General features: G+C 31.8%; 15 protein-coding genes. 12 read left to right on the forward strand and 3 right to left on the reverse strand.

Annotated elements, in window-relative coordinates:
* Positions 1–308: 308 nt before the first annotated feature.
* The gene (gene nifJ / locus A7L45_RS09585) at positions 309–3,833 is read left to right on the forward strand and encodes a pyruvate:ferredoxin (flavodoxin) oxidoreductase (RefSeq protein ID WP_071612569.1); all 3,525 of its coding nucleotides are present in this window, start codon (positions 309–311) and stop codon (positions 3,831–3,833) included.
* A gap of 96 nt (positions 3,834–3,929) precedes the next feature.
* Here the strand turns inward: nifJ and A7L45_RS09590 are convergent, their stop codons facing one another.
* Positions 3,930–5,210, reverse strand: a complete 1,281-nt coding sequence (locus tag A7L45_RS09590; RefSeq protein ID WP_071612570.1) for a cation:dicarboxylate symporter family transporter — start codon at positions 5,208–5,210, stop codon at positions 3,930–3,932.
* Positions 5,211–5,966: 756 nt separating this feature from the next.
* Between A7L45_RS09590 and A7L45_RS09595 the strand changes: the two genes are divergently transcribed.
* Entirely contained in the window at positions 5,967–6,914 is a 948-nt protein-coding gene (locus A7L45_RS09595; RefSeq protein ID WP_071612571.1) for a sensor histidine kinase, read from the forward strand.
* 56 nt (positions 6,915–6,970) lie between these two features.
* Here A7L45_RS09595 and A7L45_RS09600 read toward each other — a convergent pair whose 3' ends face one another.
* Together A7L45_RS09600 and A7L45_RS09605 are read right to left on the reverse strand one after the other, a co-directional pair.
* Positions 6,971–8,272: a pyrimidine-nucleoside phosphorylase gene (locus A7L45_RS09600; protein ID WP_071612572.1), complete on the reverse strand. Its 1,302-nt coding sequence runs from the start codon at positions 8,270–8,272 to the stop codon at positions 6,971–6,973.
* A 51-nt stretch (positions 8,273–8,323) separates the two neighbouring features.
* On the reverse strand, positions 8,324–9,505 hold the full coding sequence (locus A7L45_RS09605) for a NupC/NupG family nucleoside CNT transporter (RefSeq protein WP_071612573.1): 1,182 nt from the start codon (positions 9,503–9,505) through the stop codon (positions 8,324–8,326).
* A gap of 252 nt (positions 9,506–9,757) precedes the next feature.
* Between A7L45_RS09605 and A7L45_RS09610 the strand changes: the two genes are divergently transcribed.
* The 10 genes from A7L45_RS09610 to A7L45_RS09655 all read left to right on the forward strand — a co-directional run bounded on the left by A7L45_RS09610 (position 9,758) and on the right by A7L45_RS09655 (position 23,084).
* Positions 9,758–12,196 carry a glycoside hydrolase family 94 protein gene (locus A7L45_RS09610; protein ID WP_071612574.1) on the forward strand — a complete coding sequence of 813 codons (2,439 nt, stop codon included), beginning with the start codon at positions 9,758–9,760 and terminating at the stop codon, positions 12,194–12,196.
* A gap of 393 nt (positions 12,197–12,589) precedes the next feature.
* Complete coding sequence (locus tag A7L45_RS09615) at positions 12,590–13,627, forward strand: LacI family DNA-binding transcriptional regulator (RefSeq protein WP_071612575.1); 1,038 nt, start codon at positions 12,590–12,592, stop codon at positions 13,625–13,627.
* A gap of 132 nt (positions 13,628–13,759) precedes the next feature.
* Positions 13,760–15,118 carry an ABC transporter substrate-binding protein gene (locus A7L45_RS09620; protein WP_071612576.1) on the forward strand — a complete coding sequence of 453 codons (1,359 nt, stop codon included), beginning with the start codon at positions 13,760–13,762 and terminating at the stop codon, positions 15,116–15,118.
* An 87-nt stretch (positions 15,119–15,205) separates the two neighbouring features.
* On the forward strand, positions 15,206–16,105 hold the full coding sequence (locus A7L45_RS09625) for a carbohydrate ABC transporter permease (RefSeq protein WP_071612577.1): 900 nt from the start codon (positions 15,206–15,208) through the stop codon (positions 16,103–16,105).
* A 10-nt stretch (positions 16,106–16,115) separates the two neighbouring features.
* Positions 16,116–16,976 (forward strand): carbohydrate ABC transporter permease, encoded by an 861-nt coding sequence (locus A7L45_RS09630; RefSeq protein WP_071612578.1) that lies wholly within the window; start codon positions 16,116–16,118, stop codon positions 16,974–16,976.
* A 303-nt stretch (positions 16,977–17,279) separates the two neighbouring features.
* The gene (locus tag A7L45_RS09635) at positions 17,280–18,326 is read left to right on the forward strand and encodes an FAD:protein FMN transferase (RefSeq protein ID WP_071612579.1); all 1,047 of its coding nucleotides are present in this window, start codon (positions 17,280–17,282) and stop codon (positions 18,324–18,326) included.
* A gap of 13 nt (positions 18,327–18,339) precedes the next feature.
* A complete protein-coding gene (locus A7L45_RS09640) occupies positions 18,340–19,563 on the forward strand; it encodes a 4Fe-4S binding protein (protein ID WP_071614937.1) in 1,224 nt (407 codons plus the stop codon).
* Positions 19,564–19,814: 251 nt separating this feature from the next.
* Entirely contained in the window at positions 19,815–21,983 is a 2,169-nt protein-coding gene (locus A7L45_RS09645; protein WP_071612580.1) for a transcriptional regulator, read from the forward strand.
* 109 nt (positions 21,984–22,092) lie between these two features.
* The gene (locus A7L45_RS09650) at positions 22,093–22,518 is read left to right on the forward strand and encodes a membrane-associated protease 1 (RefSeq protein ID WP_071612581.1); all 426 of its coding nucleotides are present in this window, start codon (positions 22,093–22,095) and stop codon (positions 22,516–22,518) included.
* A gap of 140 nt (positions 22,519–22,658) precedes the next feature.
* Entirely contained in the window at positions 22,659–23,084 is a 426-nt protein-coding gene (locus A7L45_RS09655) for a membrane-associated protease 1 (protein WP_071612582.1), read from the forward strand.
* Positions 23,085–23,130: the final 46 nt, after the last annotated feature.

The raw sequence follows: 23,130 nt of genomic DNA on the forward strand, positions 1-23,130 counted from the left end.
AACGTTATGGATAATAAATTCATGGTGTTGTTGCTTTCTTTATGTATGGTTTAATTTAAAATGAGGATTTCATACCTGGAACTTTTGTTATTTTAAAATTGAGAATCAAAATAATGTGTTTATTGTGATCTTCTTTATAATAAAATTTTCTGTAAACCGTTTATTGACTTAATTAAGTCAAGGTGTAATAATAAAAGTAACGTTTACAATAGTTAGGGTATCATAAGTAAACATCATAATAAAATATTGTAGTTTGTTAAAGGCTATATAAAATAACCATATATAAATATACCAAGGGGGAATTATATATGACAAAAGTTATGAAAACTATGGATGGAAATGAAGCTTGTGCTTATGTATCATATGCTTTTACAGAGGTAGCAACAATTTATCCAATAACACCATCTTCACCAATGGCTGAGCATGTAGATGAATGGTCGGCTTATGGAAAGAAAAACATTTTTGGACAAACGGTAAAACTCGTAGAGATGGAATCAGAAGCAGGGGCTATAGGTGCAGTTCATGGGTCTCTTGAAGCAGGAGCTTTAACTACATCTTATACGGCATCACAAGGGTTGCTTTTAATGGTTCCTACAATGTATAGAATTGCAGGACAATTAAAGCCCGGAGTATTACATGTAAGTGCCCGTACAGTAGGCACTCATGCACTTTCAATTTTTGGGGATCATTCAGACGTAATGTCTTGCCGCCAAACAGGTTTTGCAATGATGTCTACAGCAAGTGTACAAGAAGTTATGGATTTATCTGGTGTTGCACATTTAAGTGCAATTAAAGGACGTGTACCATTTTTACACTTCTTTGATGGTTTTAGAACTTCTCATGAAATTCAAAAAATTGAGTGCCTTGAATATGATGATTTAGCTAAACTTATAGATCAAGATGCCCTTATGGCATTTAGGAAAAATTCGTTGAATCCTGAAAGACCTGTTCAACGTAGCACAGTACAAAATCCTGATATCTTCTTCCAGGCACGTGAGGCAAGTAATAGGTTTTATGATGCTATTCCTGGTATTGTAGAAAATTATATGAATGATATTAATAAGATTACAAATAGAAATTATAAATTATTTAATTACTATGGTGCAAATGATGCTGACCGAGTAATTATCGCTATGGGTTCTGTATGTGGAGCAATAGAGGAAACAATAGATTATCTAAATGCAAATGGTCAAAAAGTCGGTCTTGTTAAAGTGCATCTATTCAGACCATTTTCAGTGGAGCATTTGTTAAAGGCAATTCCGCAAACAGTTAAAAACATTGCTGTTTTAGATAGAACTAAAGAGCCAGGGTCAGCAGGCGAACCACTATTTGAAGATGTGTGTACTGCTTACGTAAACAAAGAAGTTCGTCCAAAAATTTATGGAGGACGTTATGGATTATCATCTAAAGATACAACACCTGCTCAAATAGTTGCGGTATACGAAAATCTTAAACAAAGTACACCTAAAGATCACTTTACTGTTGGAATTAATGATGATGTAACACATCATTCAATCCTTGTTGGTGAAGAGATTAATGTGTTATCAAAAGGAACAATTAGTTGCAAATTTTGGGGACTTGGTTCTGATGGTACAGTAGGAGCAAACAAAAACTCAATAAAGATTATTGGCGATCATACGGATATGTTTGTTCAAGCTTATTTCGTTTTTGATACAAAAAAATCTGGTGGTGTAACACAATCGCACTTGCGTTTTGGAAAAGAGCCTATACGATCAAGTTATCTTGTAAAAGGAGCAGATTTTATTGCATGTCATAATTCTTCATATTTAGAGAAGTATGATATAATTTCTGATTTAAAATATGGAAAGACATTTTTATTAAATTGTGCCTGGAAGGGTGAAGAATTAGAAAAATATCTTCCAAGTAAAGTAAAACAATATATTGCTAAAAATAACATAGAGTTTTATACAATTGATGCTTCGCACATTGCTAAAGAGCTTGGTTTAGGTGGACGTTCCAATACTGTGCTTCAAGCTGCTTTCTTTAAATTAGCAAACATTATACCAATAGATGAGGCAGTAGAGTATATGAAGAAATCTATATACAAAAGTTATAGTAAAAAAGGTGATATTATTGTTAATATGAACTATGGGGCAGTAGACAAAGGCATTGAAGGTTTAGTAAAAGTAGAAGTTCCAAGTGTCTGGGTTAATGAGGTCGAGGAAGCTTCAGCAGAAGCTACAGATGTTCCTGATTTTATTAAAAATATTCTTATACCTGTTAATGCTCAAAAGGGAGATAGTATTCCAGTAAGTGCTTTTATAGGAATGGAGGATGGTACGGCACCACTAGGTACATCAGCCTTCGAGAAAAGAGGCATAGCTTCGCAGGTTCCATCATGGAATGTAGATAATTGTATTCAGTGTAATCAATGTTCATTTGTGTGCCCACATGCTGCAATAAGACCATTTTTGGCAAGTGCTCATGAAGTAGAAAATGCACCAAATGGATTTAAATTAAAGGGAGCCATGGGAAAAGGCCTTGAGGATTATCAATATAGAATACAAGTTGACACATTAGATTGTACAGGTTGTGGAATTTGTTCTAATGTTTGTCCTGCTAAAGAAAAAGCTCTTACAATGGAACCTATCGAGACTCAGCAAAAGGAGATGAATAACTGGTATTATGCATTATCATTATCTAAGAAAGAGAACTGTGGTGACATTGCTACCGTAAAAGGAAGTCAGTTTATGCAGCCACTACTTGAGTTTTCTGGGGCTTGTGCAGGATGCGGCGAAACCCCTTATGCTAAGGTAATTACACAATTATATGGAGATAGGATGTATCTTGCTAGTGCAACAGGGTGTTGTCAGGCTTGGGGTGCGGCATCACCATGCGTGCCATATACAACAAATTCAGAAGGTCACGGACCAGCTTGGTCGAACTCATTATTTGAAAACAATGCGGAATTTAGTCTTGGTATGTGCTTAGCAGTGAACCAACAAAGGGAGTTATTAAAGTCAAAAGTAGAGAAAATTATTAATTTAACAAATGATTCAAATGTGAAGTTATTACTTAAAAATTGGATCCACAATTATAGTAATGGGAAAACATCAAAAATTATAAGTAAGAAGGTAATTGAGGTATTGGAAAAAGCAAACTTAAGTAAAGAACTTAGGGAATTAGCAAATGAAATACTTAGCAGTAAAGAACACCTTGCTAAAAAATCAATGTGGATGTATGGAGGAGATGGTTGGGCATATGATATTGGATTTGGTGGTCTAGATCATGTTCTATCAATGGGGGAGGATGTAAATATAATTGTATTTGATACAGAAGTTTATTCAAATACTGGTGGTCAATCATCGAAAGCAACCCCAATAGGTGCTGTTGCTCAATTTGCAGCATCTGGTAAAAAGTTTAATAAAAAAGATTTAGGTATGATGGCAATGAGTTACGGTAATGTTTACGTAGCACAAGTAGCTATGGGAGGAAGTCAAAGTCAATTTCTTAAAGCAGTTGTAGAGGCTGAGGGTTATTATGGTTCATCACTTATTATTGCTTATGCACCATGTATAAGTCATGGGTTAAAAGGCGGTATGAGTACTACTGCGGCAAATACCAAACGTGCTGTTGAAGTAGGATATTGGCACCTTTATAGGTGCAATCCAGATCTTGAGAAGGAAGGAAAGAATCCATTTATTTTAGATTCAAAGGAGCCAACAGGTAGTTTCCGAGAGTTTTTACTTGGTGAAGTTCGTTATTCATCGTTGCTAAGAACTTTCCCAGAGGATGCTGAGGAGTTATTCGCAGCTGCAGAAAAAGCATCAAACAAAAGGTACCAAAATTATAGAAGACTTGCCAGTAACTAATGTATTTAAGTCCTAATGTGAACAATATATGAATAACAAAAATAAACCTTACTCATTTTTTATGAGCAAGGTTTATTTTTGTTATTCTAAATTATATTAACTATTAACCGCGATTTCATTAATTTCTTTTATATAGTCACTCGCTTTTATAGGGTTAAATTGGCCCTCCCATTTGGATATAACAACGCAAGCAAGTGAATTGCCAACTACATTGACTGCAGTTCTTGCCATATCTAAAATACGATCTATACCGGCTATGAATGCTAGTCCCTCTATTGGAATTCCCACAGAACCTAATGTAGCTAGTAGTACTACAAAAGATACCCCTGGAACACCTGCTATGCCTTTTGAAGTAACCATTAATACAACCATTAGATTGATCTGAGTAAGTAGCGGTAAATGAATACCATATAGCTGAGCAATGAAAAGTGCTGCTATTGCTTGGTATAAAGTTGATCCATCTAAATTAAAAGAATACCCTGTTGGTATAACAAAAGATGCTATTGCTTTTGGGCAACCGAATTTTTCCATCTTCTCCATAAGTTTAGGTAAAACTGCTTCAGAACTTGCAGTACTATACGCAAGGATTAATTCATCTTTTAAAAGTTTTATGAAGGCAAATATATTTATCTTAACTGCTTTAGCTACCAGTCCTAATACAACAATTACAAAAAATATCATTGCACCATAAGTTGTTATAGCCAATTTGCCAAGTGGAATTAAAGCAGCAAGACCAAATTTTGAAACTGTTATGCCAATTAGAGCAAACACACCAAATGGTGCAGTCTTCATTATTTGATTAGTTACCCAGAACATTGCTTGTGCAACCCCTTCAAAAAAGCGAAGGACTGGTTTTCCTTTTTCTCCAATTGCGCCGATTCCTAAACCAAACATAATTGAAAAGAATATAATTGATAACATATCTCCATTACCTAAGGATGCAAAAATATTTGTTGGGACAATATTTACAAAGGTATCAGCGAAACTATGATGTTGAACAGTTGATGCAGTATCTACATAACTTGAAATACTGGTTTTTACAAGTGAATGCATATCTATGCCGGTTCCTGGATGAACTATGTTTCCTATTAATAAACCAAGACAAATTGCAACAGTAGTGATAACTTCAAAATAAAGAAGTGTTTTACCACCAAGTTTTCCAACTTTCTTTATATCGCCTACACCAGCTATACCTACAACTAACGATGAGAAAACAATTGGTACTACTATCATTTTAATTAATCTTAAAAAGATATCACCAATTGGCTTAAGAACAGTTGTTACTGTTGGATTACCATAAAAAATTGCGCCTACAATAACACCTGAAATAAGACCAACAAGAATTTGTACAGCTAATGTAAATTTAATCTTCTTCATGAACATTTCCACCTCTTCTTTAACAAATATAGTTTTAAAGCTTTGTCGTTTTGCCTTAGTGTATATTGTATATTATAAAGATGTATTATGTCTATACAATTAATATTTATTTTGGTGTTTTGGGTTTTGCTCCCCAGCATTTGTCACAATTTAGGCAACAATGAGAGGCAAAGTTATTACAATGCCCATTATTAATTTGATTAGGTAAGCCTGTAACTTTTTTTGACTTTTTCATCCACTTGAACATATTTTTTATTTCATTTTTTCCTTGTTTATCTAAAAGTATATTAGAGTCTATGATATACCACCCCTTAATATTTTTTAATTTAAGTACTATGCTATACAGTATAACCCTTTTACTTATAAGATGCAGTAACAATTGATACAGAGGCTAATAAAGGAATTTGTAGAAAAATAAAGTAATGAGTAGTATATAATCATGTTGAAAAATAAATCTTAGCAATTAGATCACTCATAAGAAATGGATTCATTATAATGACTTAGGTCGAAGACAACTTGTTAATAAAAAATAGTTGGTGTTTTGTTTTTAATAAACAGAGTGGTATCATAATTTATTATTATGTCAAATTATAGCGAAATAAAAATATACCAAAACATAAAACAATATGGTAGTATATTAAAGGGATTACAAAATATTGAAATAATATATAGGAAAAGTCTTTTAAGTATAAGATACTTTATTATTATATATTTGTTGCAATAGATAATTTCAAGTAAACTGAAGGGTGATGCCATATGGATGATAATTTTGATGAACAGATAAGAGAACTGTTGAAAATGAGCATTAAAGAAAGTGAAGAAAAAGCAGAATTGTCAGCTAAGTTAATAAGAGCTAATAAAGAACTTGTAATTCAAAACGAAGAGAAAAGTAAACTGTCAGCGGAATTAAATATTGCTAGTAAGGCGCAGGGTGAATTCCTTGTTAATATATCTCATGAACTTAAAACACCGTTGAATGTTATTTTTTCAATAGCTCAATTATTTGATGTATATTGTAAAGATGGGTCTCTTGACGATAATAAAAAATCAATTATAGAATATATAGAATCAATTAAGCAAAATTCATATAGATTATCTAAAATTATTAATAATATAGTTGATTTATCAAAGATTGAAGCAGGATTCTTTAAATTAAACCTAGCAAATAATAATATAGTAACAGTGGTAGAAGAAACAGTGATTGCTGCAACTACTTTGATTGAAGGTAAAGGTTTAAATATTACCTTTGATACAGATATAGAAGAAAAAAATATTGCTTGTGATGCAGAAAGAATAAAACGAATAGTATTAAATTTAATATCAAATTCTATAAAATTTACAGAAAGCGGTAATGAGATATTTGTAAAAGTTATTGATAAAAATGAATTTGTTGAAATATCAATTAAAGACAATGGTATTGGCATTGAAGAGAAATATTTAGATGTGATATTTGATAGATTTAAACAGGTAGATAAATCTTTATCTAGAAATGCAGAAGGTACAGGTGTTGGTTTGAGTTTAGTAAAATCGATTGTAGAATTGCATGGTGGTAATATATATGCGCAGAGTAAATTTGGGGAAGGTAGCACATTTACAATAAGACTCCCTGCAGGCAAGGTACTTGATGAAAATATAATATATAGTAATGTTGCGAAAAATGGAAATGAAATTATACGAGTGGAGTTTTCAGACCTCTATTCGTAAATCATATTATTGATTAAAGGCAGTTAAGATATAATTCTTAACTGCCTGGTATGGGGCTACTTTGTAATAATTTCATGGATTAATGTTGGCTTAGTTGCATGATCACTAATAGAGATATTTTCATATATTTTCTTCTTTACATCTTCTACATTTTCACGATTTGAATATATAGTTAAGATAGGTTCACCCTTTTCTACCTTGTCACCTACTTTTTTGCGTAGCATAAGGCCTACTGCTAAATCAATTTTATCTTCTTTTGTTGCTCTACCTGCACCAAGTAACATTGCTGCAATTCCAATCTCATCAGCTACCATATTAGATACAAAACCGCTAGTTAAAGCAGGGACATCAATTTTATATTTAGCTTGTGGTAATTTTTCTGGATTATCCACAATCGATTCATCTCCACCTTGATTTTTAATAAATACTTTAAATTTGTCTAATGCTTTACCATTTTTTATTACTTCAAGAAGCAATTTTCTTGCTTCCTCTAATGTTTTTGCTTTTTTAGCAAGCACTACCATCTGACTTCCAAGTGTTAGGACAAGTTCAGTAAGATCTTCAGGACCTTCTCCTTTTAATGTATCAATGGCTTCTTTTACCTCAAGTGCATTACCAATTGCAAATCCTAAAGGTTGTGACATGTCAGAGATTATCGCCATGGTATTTCTTCCTACATTATTACCAATTTGCACCATTGCATGAGCTAAATTTTCTGCATCTTTATCCGTTTTCATGAAAGCCCCTGCGCCTGTTTTAACATCTAGAACTATTGCATTAGCTCCTGATGCAATTTTTTTACTCATAATAGAACTAGCTATTAGTGGAATCGAGTTCACAGTTCCAGTTACGTCACGAAGTGCGTATAATTTCTTGTCTGCAGGAGTTAAGTTACCTGTTTGACCAATAACAGCAACTTTGTCACGGTTAACTAATTCAATAAATTTATCATTTGTAATTTCTACATGGAAACCACTAATAGATTCTAATTTATCAATAGTTCCGCCAGTATGTCCAAGTCCTCGTCCAGACATTTTAGCAACAGGTATATCCAAAGCAGCAACTAGTGGTGCGAGTACTAGCGTTGTTGTATCGCCTACGCCACCCGTTGAGTGTTTATCTACTTTTATACCTTCAATTTTTGATAAATCAATAGTTTCTCCGGAATTAACCATAGCCATAGTCAAATCTGCTCTCTCCCGATCATTCATGTCTTGAAAATAAATAGCCATTGCAAGGGAACTTGCTTGGTAATCAGGAATAGTTCCATTAGTATAACCGTCAATAAAAAAATTAATTTCTTTTGTTGTTAATTCTTTACCATCACGTTTTTTTGAAATCACATCTACCATTCTCATTTTTATTACCAACCTTTTATTTTGATTTTATAATATTATTATATGGTTATATTATACAATTAAACCAACAATAGTTGCTGTTAATACACTAACTAATGTTGCACCAAATAGCAGTTTTAGACCAAATCGAGCAACAACATTCCCTTGTTTTTCATTAAGCCCTTTTACTGCTCCAGAAATAATCCCAATGGATGAAAAATTAGCAAAAGAAACTAAAAATACAGAAACAATAGCGGTTGTACGCGTTGTTAAATGTATAGTACTAGTTGCCAAACTAGTCATTGCAACAAATTCATTTGATACTAATTTCGTTGCCATTATACTTGCGGCAGGTATTGCTTCCTTAAAGGGTACACCCATTAAAATCGCAAATGGTGAGAACACATAGCCAAGTAAATTTTGAAAAGAAATACCGAAAATACCTTTAAAAATCATATTAATCATAGCAATTATGGCCACAAATCCAATAAGCATTGCTCCAACTATGATAGCTACTTTGAAACCATCCATAATGTATTCACCGAGCATTTCAAAAAATGATTGCTTTTTTTCTTCTTGTACTATTAATATATCTTCCTCTGGGGTTACTGTATATGGATTTATAATTGAAGATATAATAAATCCACCAAATAAGTTTAAAACAAGTGCAGTTACAACATATCTAGGTTTAATAAGAACCATATAAGAGCCAACTATCGACATAGATACCGTAGACATTGCTGATGCACAAAGTGTATAAAGTCTATGCTCCGGTAATAGGCCAAGTTCTTTTTTTACAGAAATAAATACCTCTGATTGACCAAGAATAGCAGCGGCTACTCCGTTGTAAGATTCTAGTTTGCCCATACCGTTAATTTTACTTAATCCTAGGCCTATATATTTAATTATAAAAGGAAGTATTTTAAAGTGTTGTAAAATTCCGATTAAAGCAGAAATAAATACTATTGGTAAAAGCACACCTATAAAAAATGTAAATTGATTTGCGTTAACTAACCCACCAAATACAAAATTAACGCCCTCAGCTGCACATTTAAGTAATAGTTGAAAACCATTTGCTATTCCACCTACTAGAAAATTACCAACACCAGTATTTAGCAATATAAATCCAAGTATGAATTGTAAAATAACCATTATAACGATAGGTCGGTATTTTACCTTTTTTTTATCAGTACTAGTAATCCATGCAAGTCCTAAGACAACAATTAATCCGAGAATTCCAATAATATATTTCATTTTAAACCTCCTCTTATGCCTTATCAATAATAAAGCTTATTTGCACATTTGTAAAGTTGTGGGTGAAATTATGCAGGAGATATACAATATATTCTGTATTTCTTATTAATTTAAGAAGCTGTAAAAAAACTCATAAACGCGTGTTAATAGAATATAATGTAAGAATTAGAGGTAATTGACGCTTATATGATTATTGATATATTTAAATATTTTATATAAAATAGAATTGAACAAATATAGGGGGGATGAACAATGAAATTTGGTTATTTCGATGATATAAAAAAAGAGTATGTTATTACTACACCTAAGACTCCGTATCCATGGATTAATTATCTTGGAACAGATGATTTTTTCTCTCTAATTTCAAATACTAGTGGTGGCTACTGCTTTTATAAGGATGCGAGGCTTCGAAGGTTAACTAGATATAGATATAATAGTGCACCAGTTGATAGTGGGGGGAGATACTATTATATAAACGATGGTGGCGACGTTTGGACACCAGGATATATGCCTGTGAAAACTGAATTAGATTCCTATGAATGTAGACATGGACTTGGTTACACTAAAATAAAAAGTGCAAGAAATGGTATTGAAGTAGAGCAATTAATGTTTGTCCCTTTAAAGTATCATGGCGAAGTTAACCAACTTAAAATAAAAAATACATCAAATGATATTAAGGAAATTAAGATTTTTTCATTTATTGAGTTCTGCTTATGGAATGCTTATGACGATATGACTAACTTCCAGAGAAATTTTAGTACTGGTGAAGTTGAGATAGATAATTCTGTAATTTATCATAAAACCGAATATAGAGAAAGACGTAATCATTATTCATTTTACTCGGTTAATACTGATATAGATGGGTTTGATAGTGACAGAGAGTCGTTTCTAGGATTATATAATGGATTTGATTCACCACAAACGGTTATGAACGGTAAATCTAATAATTCTGTAGCGAGTGGATGGTCACCTGTAGCATCACATAGTAAAACATTGAGACTTAAACCTGGAGAAGAAACAAGTTTGATATTTATAATTGGATATGTAGAAAATGAGGAAGAAAACAAGTGGGAAAGCCCTGGTGTTATTAATAAGACTATTGCTAAGGATATGATAGCGAGGTTTAGTACAGATATTCAAGTAGAAGAGGGATTAGAAGCTTTAAGTAAATATTGGCTTAATTTATTATCAAAATATAGTATAAAAACGGATGATGATAAGCTAGACCGCATGGTTAATATATGGAATCCTTATCAATGCATGGTAACGTTTAATATGTCTAGAAGTGCATCATATTTTGAATCTGGAATTGGAAGAGGGATGGGATTTAGAGATTCTAATCAGGATTTACTTGGATTTGTGCATCAGATTCCAGGTAGGGCGAGGGAAAGAATACTGGATATAGCCGCAACACAATTTGAGGATGGTGGAGCTTATCACCAATATCAACCATTAACTAAAAAGGGTAACTTTGAAGTCGGTGGAGGATTTAATGATGATCCATTATGGTTAATATTAGGTACTGCAGCCTATATAAAAGAAACAGGAGATTTTAGTATACTAAATGAACTTGTGGCTTTCAATTGTGATGATAACATAAAAGATACACTTATGGAACATTTAAAACGTTCTTTCTATCATGTTGTAAATAATCTTGGACCTAATGGACTTCCTTTAATTGGAAGGGCTGACTGGAATGATTGTTTGAATTTAAATTGTTTTTCCACAGAACCAGATGAATCGTTTCAAACATTTGGAGATCCAGATGGAAGGGTTGCTGAATCTGTTCTAATAGCTGGAATGTTTGTATTTATAGGACCAGAATATGTAGAATTATGCAAAAGATTTGACCTGATTTTAGAAGCTACAATAGCGCAGAATCATATTGATAAAATGAGAAAAACAGTTATAGAAAAAGGCTTTGACGGAGAATGGTTTTTAAGGGCATACGATGCTTTTGGAAATAAGGTAGGTAGCAAGGATAACGATGAGGGGCAGATATATATCGAATCACAAGGGTTCTGCGTAATGGCGGGCATTGGGGTAGAAGAAGGTTTAGCTTTAAAAGCATTAGATTCTGTGAAGGAAAAACTAGATACTAAGTATGGCATAATGCTCTTGAACCCAGCTTACAGCAAATATGATGTAAACATTGGTGAAATTACATCTTATCCAGCGGGATATAAAGAAAATGGTGGGATATTTTGTCATAACAACCCATGGATAATGATTGCTGAAACAGTTTTAGGTAGAGGGGATAGGGCATATGATGTATATAAAAGGATAGCTCCAGCCTTTGTTGAGGAAATAAGTGAGATTCATAGAACTGAACCTTATGTTTATTCGCAAATGGTAGCAGGAAAAGATGCAATGCGATATGGAGAAGCTAAAAATTCTTGGCTTACAGGAACTGCTGCATGGAACTATTTTGCAATTACTCAATTTATTCTAGGGGTGAAGCCAGAGTATGATGGGCTTCGTGTAAATCCTTGCATTCCAAAAGAGTGGAGTAGTTTTGAGATTGAGAGAACATACAGAGGAGATATATATAATATTAAAATTAATAATAATAAGCATATTTGTAAAGGTGTTAAATTAATTACGGTGGATGGAAAAGCTATACAAGGAAATATATTACCTGTATTTGGTGATGGATGCGCACATAAAATAGAAATAGAGATGGGAAATTAACCATTTAAGGAGGAGTTCACTCCTAATTCTTTTGAAATAGAAGGGCTAAGCGCTAGTTATCTAAGTAGTAAAATACAACTGGAACAAAAATTTTAGAAATAAATATAAGTGTAGATGTATTAAATACTGCGTTAACTGATTCTAAAACAGGTAAAATGGATATATATTATATAGGTACCAATTAATAGCATAATGTAAATATCAGATAATGTTAAATTCTAAAAAATGTAAACGATTCTGCAAGAGAATGAGCAATTCGGATGTAAATGGAGTAAATTATGTTAAAACATGGTTATCTGAGGAAATCTAGACATATTACAATTTGAAAAGCATGAAAAATTAGAGTATTATTGCATTATAAACACGCGTTTAAATTCTAAAAAGAGGTGCGGAATGAATAGTATAGATATTGCAAAAATAGCAGGAGTTTCAAGAAGCACCGTTTCAAGGGTAATTAACAATTATGATAATGTTCCAGACGAAACTAGAAAAAAGATTCAGCAGATAATAAAGGAAAATAATTATGTACCACATGCATCTGCTAGAATGCTTGCTGGGGTTAAAAACAGAGTAATTGGTCTTTTTATAATTGATATGAAGACGGATACTAATGGTAAGCAAGTTACTAGTAGTTCTTACTTTACACCATTTACCGGATCGGTTATCGAAAATGCAAGCAAAATGGGTTATAACGTACTTGTTTCTATAGTAAGTAAACAAAAGGATTATAAAAAAGTGAAAGAAATTTTCTATAATAAGACGGTGTCTGGTGGAATATTTATAGGAGAAAAAAATGGAGAGCCAGAAATAAAAGAAATTATAAATTCTGGTTGTAGGGTTGCATTATTAGATCAAGCAGTGAAATCAGATGAAGAGGTTTATAATAAATGTATAATTGTAAATGCTGATAACTACTACGGTGCATACAAAGCTACTAATTATTTAATTGGACTTGGACATTCGAGTATTGCACATATAGTAGGAATATCTGAAAATTTATCAGGTATAGAAAGATTTAATGCTTATAAAAACGCATTAACAGATGCTGGGATTGCTGTAAAAAGTAATTTAATTGTTAAAGGCGATTTTACAATCAATGGAGGATATAATGCTACAAAAAAACTTCTACAAAAGGAAATACCTACTGCAATATTTTGTGGAAATGATATGATGGCAATAGGAGCTATGCAGGCTATTGAAGAAGCGAATCTAAATGTTCCAGAAGATATATCTATAGTAGGATTTGATGACATAGAGGTTGCAAGATATATAAATCCAACGCTTACAACTGTAAGGATGAAGCTTCTTGAAATGGCATCAATTGCAACAAATACTCTAATAACATCAATCGAGAGTAATTCAAATTTTTCAGCAAATTATACGTTACCTATTGACTTGATTGAAAGAAATTCGTGTAAGGCTCTAAAATAAACTAGTTTACATGCAGCGACCCATGAGATGATTAATCCAAATTAAACACGAGTTTATTAGAATTTGGTTGATATTATAATATTCTTTTTATGAATGTTATTTATTAATAGAAGATTTAATGGGGGGACAATAATGAAAAAAAATTATTTGAAGAAATTTGCATTGTTAACTTTATCAACAATAATGGCTACTTCAATGTTAGCTGGTTGTGGATCGAGTACAGCTACAAAAACAGATTCAGGCTCAAAAGCAGCAACTACAGGGGCTGATAAATCACCAGCTGACTACACGGGAACTATAAAGATATGGTCATGGAATACTGAGCTTAAAGATTTGGGTATTATAGCTAAGTTTAACAAAGTTTATCCAAACCTTAAAGTTCAACTTGTTTCAATACCAAATGATAATAGTGCATATGTAACTAAAATATCTTCTACAATGAGTGCTGGAGTTGGTGGACCGGATGTTTTTTTAGCAGAATCTGCTTATGTGAAAAAATTTACAAACTTAGACTTTTATGAGGACTTGACAAAGGCGCCTTATAATGCAGAGGCACTTACAAGTAAAATGGTACCATATACTGTAGAGCTAGGACGTAATGAAGGAGACAAGTCAATTAGAGCTTTAACTTGGCAGGCAACACCTGGTGGATTCTTCTATAAGAGAAGTATAGCTAAACAGTATCTTGGAACAGATGACCCTGCTGCTATTCAAAAAATGATGACAACAACAGAGGACTTTATCAAATTAGGTGAGACTCTTAAAACGAAGAGTAATGGATCAGTTAAGTTATTAGCTGGATATAATGAATTAGTAAATGTGGCTATTGGTAGTCGTACGCAAGGGTGGGTAAAAGATGGTAAGTTAGTTATTGATACTAAAATGATGGATTATATCGATCAAGCAACTAAAATTAGAAATGAAGGTTTAGATGCTAAATTTACTCAATGGACACCAGCCTGGACTGGATCTATGTCAGATAAAACAACATTTGGGTATATGCTTCCGACTTGGGGACTTCCTTTTACTTTAGGAATAAATGCTCCAAAAGAAACAGGCAATTATGCATTCGTAAAAGCTCCAACACCATATTATTGGGGTGGAACTTGGCTTGGAGTATCTAGTAAGAGTACACAAAAAGATAATGCTTGGCAGTTTGTTAAGTATATAACTACAAATAAAGATTTTATGGAAGCACAGGCAAAAGATAAAGGTGACTTCATGAATAACGTAGATGTTCAAGCTAAATTATCAAGTACAGATGCAGGAAACAATTCATATTTAAAAGGTGAAAACGTTTATAAAGTATACACAGAACTTGTTAAAGGCATTGATGGTAAATTGTTTACACAATATGATGATACAATTAATAATGCTTGGAATAAACAAATAGACTTATTAATAATAGGTAAAACAGCTTCAAAAGAGGATTTTCTTAAAAAATTTAAAGCTGATGTAGTAAATGCATATCCGGATATTAAAGTAGATTAGTTAGATGACATGTAAAAGTAAATAGTAATTAGCCTTATTAACTGTTTTTTAGTAAATAAGGCTAATTTAAAAATAGGGGGTGTCACTTTGGTTAAAGGTAAAATAAATAGAGAAAAGTATGGATTATTATTTATCGCTCCATTTTTTATAACATTTCTTATTTTTCAATTGTATCCTATGATTTATTCTTTATATGTTAGTTTTATTAAATGGGATGGTATGTCAAAAAACATTAAATTTGTAGGTCTTGCAAATTACTCAAGATTATTTGCAGATCCTGTTTTTTTAAAGAGCATAGCTAATACCTGGATTATGTGGCTATGTGGGGGAATTCCTCAATTAATTTTAGCGTTAATTTTAGCCGTAGCATTAAACGAAGCAAGATTAAAAGGAAAAGATATTTTTAGAGCGGTATATTTCTTTCCCAATCTAGTTACTGCAACATCAATTGGCATATTATTTGCATTTTTATTTGATTGGCAGGCAGGGTCAGTAAATAAAATATTGATGAATATTCATTTAATAAAGGAACCAATAAACTTTCTTATGAGTGAAAATTACTCTAGAGGCATAGTGTCACTTACTTCCTTCTGGATGTGGTTTGGATATAGTATGATAATATTTATGGCTGGAATTAAGAATATTCCTGAAGAACTTTATGAAGCTGCAACTGTTGATGGAGCATCTAAAACACAAAGATTTTGGTCAATAACAATTCCTTTATTAAGGCCAACGATATTATTTTCGTTCATAACATCATTAATTGGAGGAATGCAATCTTTTGATATACCATACGCATTATCAAAAGGCTCAGGAGACCCTAATAATGCAACTATGTCAATGGTTATGTATCTTTATAGAACTGCATTTGTAAACAATAACTATGGATACGGCGCTGCTGTGGGGTATGCATTATTTATAATAATACTTGTATTTGCAATAATATCATTTAAGTTTATAAATAGAAATGCTGATGATTATGAATAAGGGGGTAGGGATGGAACATAATAATGTGTTAAAAAACGATAATAAAGAAATAGGCAAAATCATTAGTAAAACAGTTTTGTATATAGCGCTTATAGCGCTAGCCATATTATGTTTTTTACCATTTTTTATAATGATAATTAATGCTACTCATACTAATGGTGAAATTGCTACAACATTGTCTTTAACACCAGGCACTTCATTAATGGCAAATTATCATAGATTACTAGAAAGTCAACCTATATGGAACGGTCTAGTAAATAGTGTAGTTATAGCAATTGCAGTTACAGCAGTAAGTGGTTATTTTAGTGCATTAACTGCCTATGGCTTTTCAAAATTTAGATTTAAAGGGAATAAAATTCTTTTTTGGGTACTACTTGGAACAATGATGATACCTACACAATTAGGGATGATAGGCTTATTTCAATTGGTAAAAAAGCTTGGTCTACTTGATTCATATTTGCCTTTAATAATACCAGCTATAGCAACTCCAGCATCGGTATTTTTTATTAAAGGATATACAGATGGTGCAATAAGCAGGTCACTTATAGAAGCTGCTAGAATAGATGGGTGCAGCGAGTTTAAAATATTTAATAGGATAGTATTACCTTTAATATTTCCAAGTGTTGCTACAATGTCTATATTTACATTTATTCAAACTTGGAATAACTTCTTAATACCTCTTATATTGTTATTTGATCCTACTAAGTTTACACTTCCAATAATGGTAATGCTCGCTAGAGGAACATATCAGACAGAATATGGTGCAGTTTTCGCAGGTGTTGCGATTTCTATTGTACCTATAATGATAGCATTTATTTTCTTATCAAAGAAAATAGTAGGAGGACTAACGGTAGGTGGAGTAAAAGGATAATGATCTTATTAAAGATGGAAACTAAAAAATGAGCTACTGAAATATATTTATATATTTCAGTAGCTTTTTTTTCGTAAAAAGCTTTAGAGAAAATCAAAAATAACACAAAAATAACATAATCATTTGATGGTTGATACATAATTATTTGTTATTATAAATATATAGTAAATAATTAAATTTATTTCCTAATTTGGAAGGGAACTTTAATCAAATTTTAATCTAAATTTAACATTCATGATATATTATGGATATCGTAAGGTTAATTAAGTTTGAAATTAAGATATTATAAGGAGGGCTAATAGGATGCTTATTATCGACAACATCTTAATTATAATAATATCGTTAATATTTATTATTCTAATTATAATATTTACAACTAGAAATAATAAAAAATCTTATATTGTTAGAGAATTTTATTCACTTGGTACCTCTAACCAGTTAAAGGCATATGGGAAGAAAGCATCAAAAGCTATTGAAGAATCTATTATAAAGGTTTGTGAGATAGATAATAAGATGTCGGTATTCAAAAATGATAGTGAAATTTCAAAAATAAATAAAAATGCTGGAAACAAGCCGCAAATAGTTAGCAATGATACTTATTATGTTATTCAAAAGGCGATAAAGTATTGCACGCTATCTGAAGGAGCTTTTGATATTACAATAAGACCTATAGTTTCATTATGGGGTATTGGAAAAGAAGGGCAACAGGTCCCGAGTAGTAATGAAATTAAGGAGAAGCTTAAAATTGTAAACTATAAGGATATAGTATTAGATAAAGATGATAGATCTATTTTTTTAAAAAATAAGAAACAAGAAATTGATGTTGGAGGTATTGCTAAAGGATTTGCTGCAGACGAAGTTAAAAATGTAATGATTAAAAATGGCATTAAGAGTGCGCTTATAAATCTTGGGGGAAACATATTAACTCTTGGCACAAAAATCGATGGAACCCCATGGAGTGTTGGTATTCAAGATCCATTTAAAACTCGTGGCGAATTCGCTTTAACAATTAGTGTTATTAATAAATCAGTAGTTACTTCAGGAAATTATGAAAGATATTTTGAAGTGGAGGGTAAAAGATTTCACCATATAATAAATCCAAGTACGGGATATCCATCGGAAAGTGATATTGTGGGTGCTACGATAATATCTGATAACTCTATTGATGGTGATGGACTATCTACAGGTGTGTATATTATGGGTGTGGAGAAGTCTATTAAGTTGATAGAAGAGATAGAGGGCGTAGATGCCATATTAATAACTAAAAGTAAGGAGATTTATGTTACGTCAGGCATGGAAGGAAAATTTACAATAACGGGTCAGGAGTTTGTATATAAAAATAGGATTTAAAAGGGGATATAAAATGGTAAAAAAGATAAAGAAAATACAAATATTTAGACATATAATACAATTGATTATGTTTGTTTTATCACCGGGTTTATTTATATTAGCTTTTTCAGAACTAAAAAGCATTTATACTATGATTATTAAAGGGAATTTTAATTTCATAACAGCTTTTCCTAGTTTAATTGAGTTCACAACAGTTATAATTGTAACTATTTTCCTTGGTAGATTCTTTTGTGGCTGGGTTTGTGCATTTGGAAGCTATAATGATTTCATTTATTTATTATCAAAAAAAGTATTTAAGATTAATTTTAAGGTAAACGAAGACGTGGATAAAATTTTAAAATACGTGAAATATGTAGTTCTATTATTACTTGTAGTTGTTGTTTGGACTATGGGAAGTAAAGTTCTTGATACAACTAGTCCTTGGGATGCTTTTGCGCAAATAACAAATTTTCCTCAGGTATTATTTAATTACACTATTGGAGTGGCACTTTTACTTTTAATAACAATAGGTGCTCTTTTTGTAGAAAGGTTTTTCTGTAGATATTTATGTCCTTTAGGAGCTGTTTTTAATATATTATCAAGAATAGGAATACTTAAAATTAAAAAGCCTACTGATAAATGCGGAAAGTGTAGATTGTGCACAAATAATTGTTCAATGGGATTATCACTTTACAAAGCTCAGAGTGTATGTGGTGGAGATTGTATTAACTGTTTTAAATGCATCGAAGCATGTCCAAGAAGTAATACTAAGATAAATGTTCTTGGCGAAAATGTAAACCCGCAGCTTGCAAGTAGTGTAGCAATAGCAGCAATGGTAGGACTTTATGCTGCTAATAATTTAGGAGCAGCTACATTAAAAAATAGTGGATTGGCTACAGTGAGTAATACTACAACAACTACTGATTCAAGTTCAAGAACAGCTAGTACTGAGGATACAAATACAAAGACAGCAACTACTTCAAATACTTATAAAGATGGGACTTATACAGGATCGGGTAGTGGGTTTCATGGTGGTACAACGCAGATGTCAGTTACAATAAAAAACAATAAAATAACTAAAGTTGAAACAGTATCAAATGGAGATACTCCTGATTTTTATGCAAGAGCAGAAAGTACGATAATTTCTCAAATAATATCGACCCAATCAACAACGGTAGATACAGTGTCTGGTGCTACTTATAGTAGTGAAGGTATTATTAGCGCAACACAGGAGGCTTTAAGTAAGGCTAAAGCATAGGATAAGAATATGGCAAAATCAAAATTGGTATATCGTAAATAAAATAGAAAAGTTAAAGGCTCTAGCAAAATTGCTAGAGCCTTTAATTATTAGCATATAGAAAAGAATTGGTCACCTTTTTATTAACTTATCTGGGAAATATCAATATAAAATTTGACAAAAGAAATGTAATATGTAAAAATAAAGTATAGAATTGCCAATAATGATGAAGTCATACAAATATTCAATAGATAAAACAAAGGAGCGAGAATATGGAAGTTGTGCAACAAACCAATCGAACCATGTTATTTGAAGAAATAAATCCACAGAAATTAGATATAATTACTGTAATAGGTGACACAAAAGGTTTAAATAGTTTAAATGACGATAAAATAAAAGAAATAAATGAATGTTTTTTAGTGAAAAGTTTTGACGAGTTCTTAGACAAGTTTTCACCTGTAATATATTCGTTTTACAATGCTAGTAATCAGAAAGTTATGTATACTCTCAAAAAACCTGAAAATCTTTCTAAAGAGTATATTACTGAGATTCCAATAAACCAATCAAATGATTTTTTGAAGATGCTTTTTACTTTAATTGATGCAAAAAGTGCTCAAGGAATTGCTAATGTTGATTTCAAATTTGAAAACTTATTAGATATGATATCTCCTAAAAAAGTAATGGATGATATAAAGCAATCAAGAAAAGAAATACAGTATATTTATAGTAAATATGAGGGGTTAGAAGAGGGTGACCCAAGTAAATTAGATTTAGCGGACAAGCTTAATTATATGTTTGAAGAAGCAAGTTGTAATTATAACAATATCATGGCTATGTTACCACTGGCTATTGAAGATATAAAGACTAGACTGCTCCTTGGTGAAGAAGATAATAAAACTGATAATTCTAAGTTTATAATAGGTGCTTTAAGTATGGGCGAAAATGGAGAATTAAAGGTTTTAGAAGCACCTAAAAACGAAGAAACGGCACTTGTTACTTTAGATGACAATGCTAATATAGGACTTATAAAGGCCTTTGAGGAAGATTATGACGTTGTAAATGATACAAAGACAGGTTATGTAAAGGATCTAGTTATAAGAACATTTTGTCCACTAGTATCAACTATGGAAAGCAGGGTGAACTTAGAATTAGAGGTAACAAACTATAACACATATTTGGAGTTCTACAAAAATGCTAAGGATGATTTTGTAAAAACAGTTAAGCCATTAGTTGAAAAGCTAGTAGGTGTGAAGATGTTTTTTAATCAATATAAAACAAAAAATAAAGGTATGCAACCAACTTTATTAGTTAGTAATACAACTGTAAATAGATTGGTAAATTCCAAGAATATATCAAGACTTATTACATACTTAAATACAGTAAATGATAAAAATGATTTCACTAATACTATTTGGTTTGGAATTGCTCCATCCATAGAACTAGAAAGCCATAGTAAGAGCAAAGTTAAAAGGCAAAGATTCAAAGGGAATGAGCAAGTCGAAAAATCAGATACAACTTCAATGGAAGATTTAGCATTACTTTTATCTACTATTAGAAATTATAGGATACAAACATTCTTTAGCTTTCAAACTGGTGAGGATACTACATTTAACCACGTAGCTACTGAGGGTATAGATAGATTTATGGATAAATGTGCACCTTTGATGCGCAATGATTTTAGCGAGTTCGCAGTACCTTGCGTACCTAACTTTACAATTATACCTAAGGATAAGTCTGGAGTTATTATTGATAAAAAGATGCTTATTACAGATGGTGGAACGGCTCAATTATCAAAGGAAAAGGAAGACATTTTAAAACTTTGGATAGAAGGGGTATATATAGGGAGTTCTTATATTGCTGCTGGAATTGTAGCATCATACCAATGTCCAGAATTTTTACGCGAATCGTACAAAAATGTTTCTTATGAATATCCAGGCATTAGGTTTGATATAGAAGCAGCAGACAATTCCTTAAGAGTTACAACAACTCTAGCCAAAGAGATATCAGGTTTCACAAATGAAATAAAAAATTCCATAAACAGAAAGAACTTTGGATTTATTTTTTCTTCTGAAAATGCTCAAGTAAATGGGAAAGATGTAAAACACATTACCGTATATAAAGCAAGAAGTTTACTAGCAAATGGAAATGATTTTGAATCAATTTACAAGACAACAGTAACAACTTATATCGAAAGAATGTTAAGGTTTCATACTAATGATTTTAAAGAAGATAACATTGTTAAGTTCTTTAGTAATAATCCTAGTAGCATAAAAAGCAAATGGGTTACAAATAAGGGATATATAAATTCTATTATTCAAGAAGGCGATGACATTAGCTTTTTAATAGATGAAAAAAGTGGTACTTGCAATATTAATATAGTATTCAACGGCAATGTTAAAAACCTAGAGGTTGAGATAACAAGAAATGCAATAATTGAATAAGATATTGTTGCATTAAATATTTAATTAAGAATTTTATGTGGTAGTTTGAAATGGCAGTATTACTGCTATTTCTGAATTATAAATATTACGAAAAACAGGGGGAAAAAAAATGGGATTTAAATTAAAAGTTGAAGGTGCTGAAACAATTGAATTAGGCATCGAAAACATACTAACAGTCGAATTCAACACAGATACTCCAGATGATTCTAATGCACGTTCTACGGACCTTGGAACATCACTATCAATCAAAGGGAAAATATTAACACCAGTTGATGGAGAGGCAGCTGACAGTACTATTAAGTTAGCAAAATGGTCGCTTGTTCCATCCGAAAAAGCAGATTGTTATAGAAAAGTAACAGTGGATGTTATTTCTGCATCACAAGTGGTAAGACAAATTAATTTGCCAAATGCTTTTGTTGTAAGTTATGCAGAAAACTATGGTGATGAAGAAGGCGTAGGAACATTTATCCTAGAACTAAAACAGAAAAAAGATAAGACAACAATGGTGAAATTCCAAGGTGGATTCGGAGAGTAATAACTGATTGAAAGGTGAATAATTATGTATGAACTTATTAAGTATGGCTCAGTAGTAGTAAGCTTTTTTAGTATTATTTATTTGATTGTATATTCAATAAAGAATAAAAAAGTAAAATCATAAAAGGGAGTGTGTAAATTATGGGTTTTAAAGTAGTAATTGAAGGCGCAGAAAAGATAGAACTCGGAGTTGAAAGTGTAAAAAAAATAGTTTTAAAAACGGATACTCCAAAAGATTCAAATGCACGTTCAAAAGATGTAGGAAGCACTATGGTGATTAGTGGTAAAATATTAACTGCATTAGATGGAGAAGGATTTGATAGTACAAGACAAATGGGAGTTTGGTCATTAGTACCAGCAGAAAAAGCAGATTGTTATAGAAAAATTACTGTTGATGTACTCTCAGCAGATCAAATTATAAGAAAAATATTTTTCCCAAATGCCTTTGTAGTAGATTATAAAGAACATTACGGAGATACAGAAGGTGTAGGAACATTTGAACTTGTTATAAAGCAGAAAAAGGACAAGCTAGATAAGATAACATTAGCTGGGGGCTTTAGCGCTTAAAACACAAAAAACTATTAACTTATACATGCTGTAATGGTCAGATTAA

Origin of the sequence: Clostridium estertheticum subsp. estertheticum (genome assembly GCF_001877035.1) — a bacterium.
Classification (GTDB): Bacteria; Bacillota; Clostridia; order Clostridiales; family Clostridiaceae; genus Clostridium_AD; species Clostridium_AD estertheticum.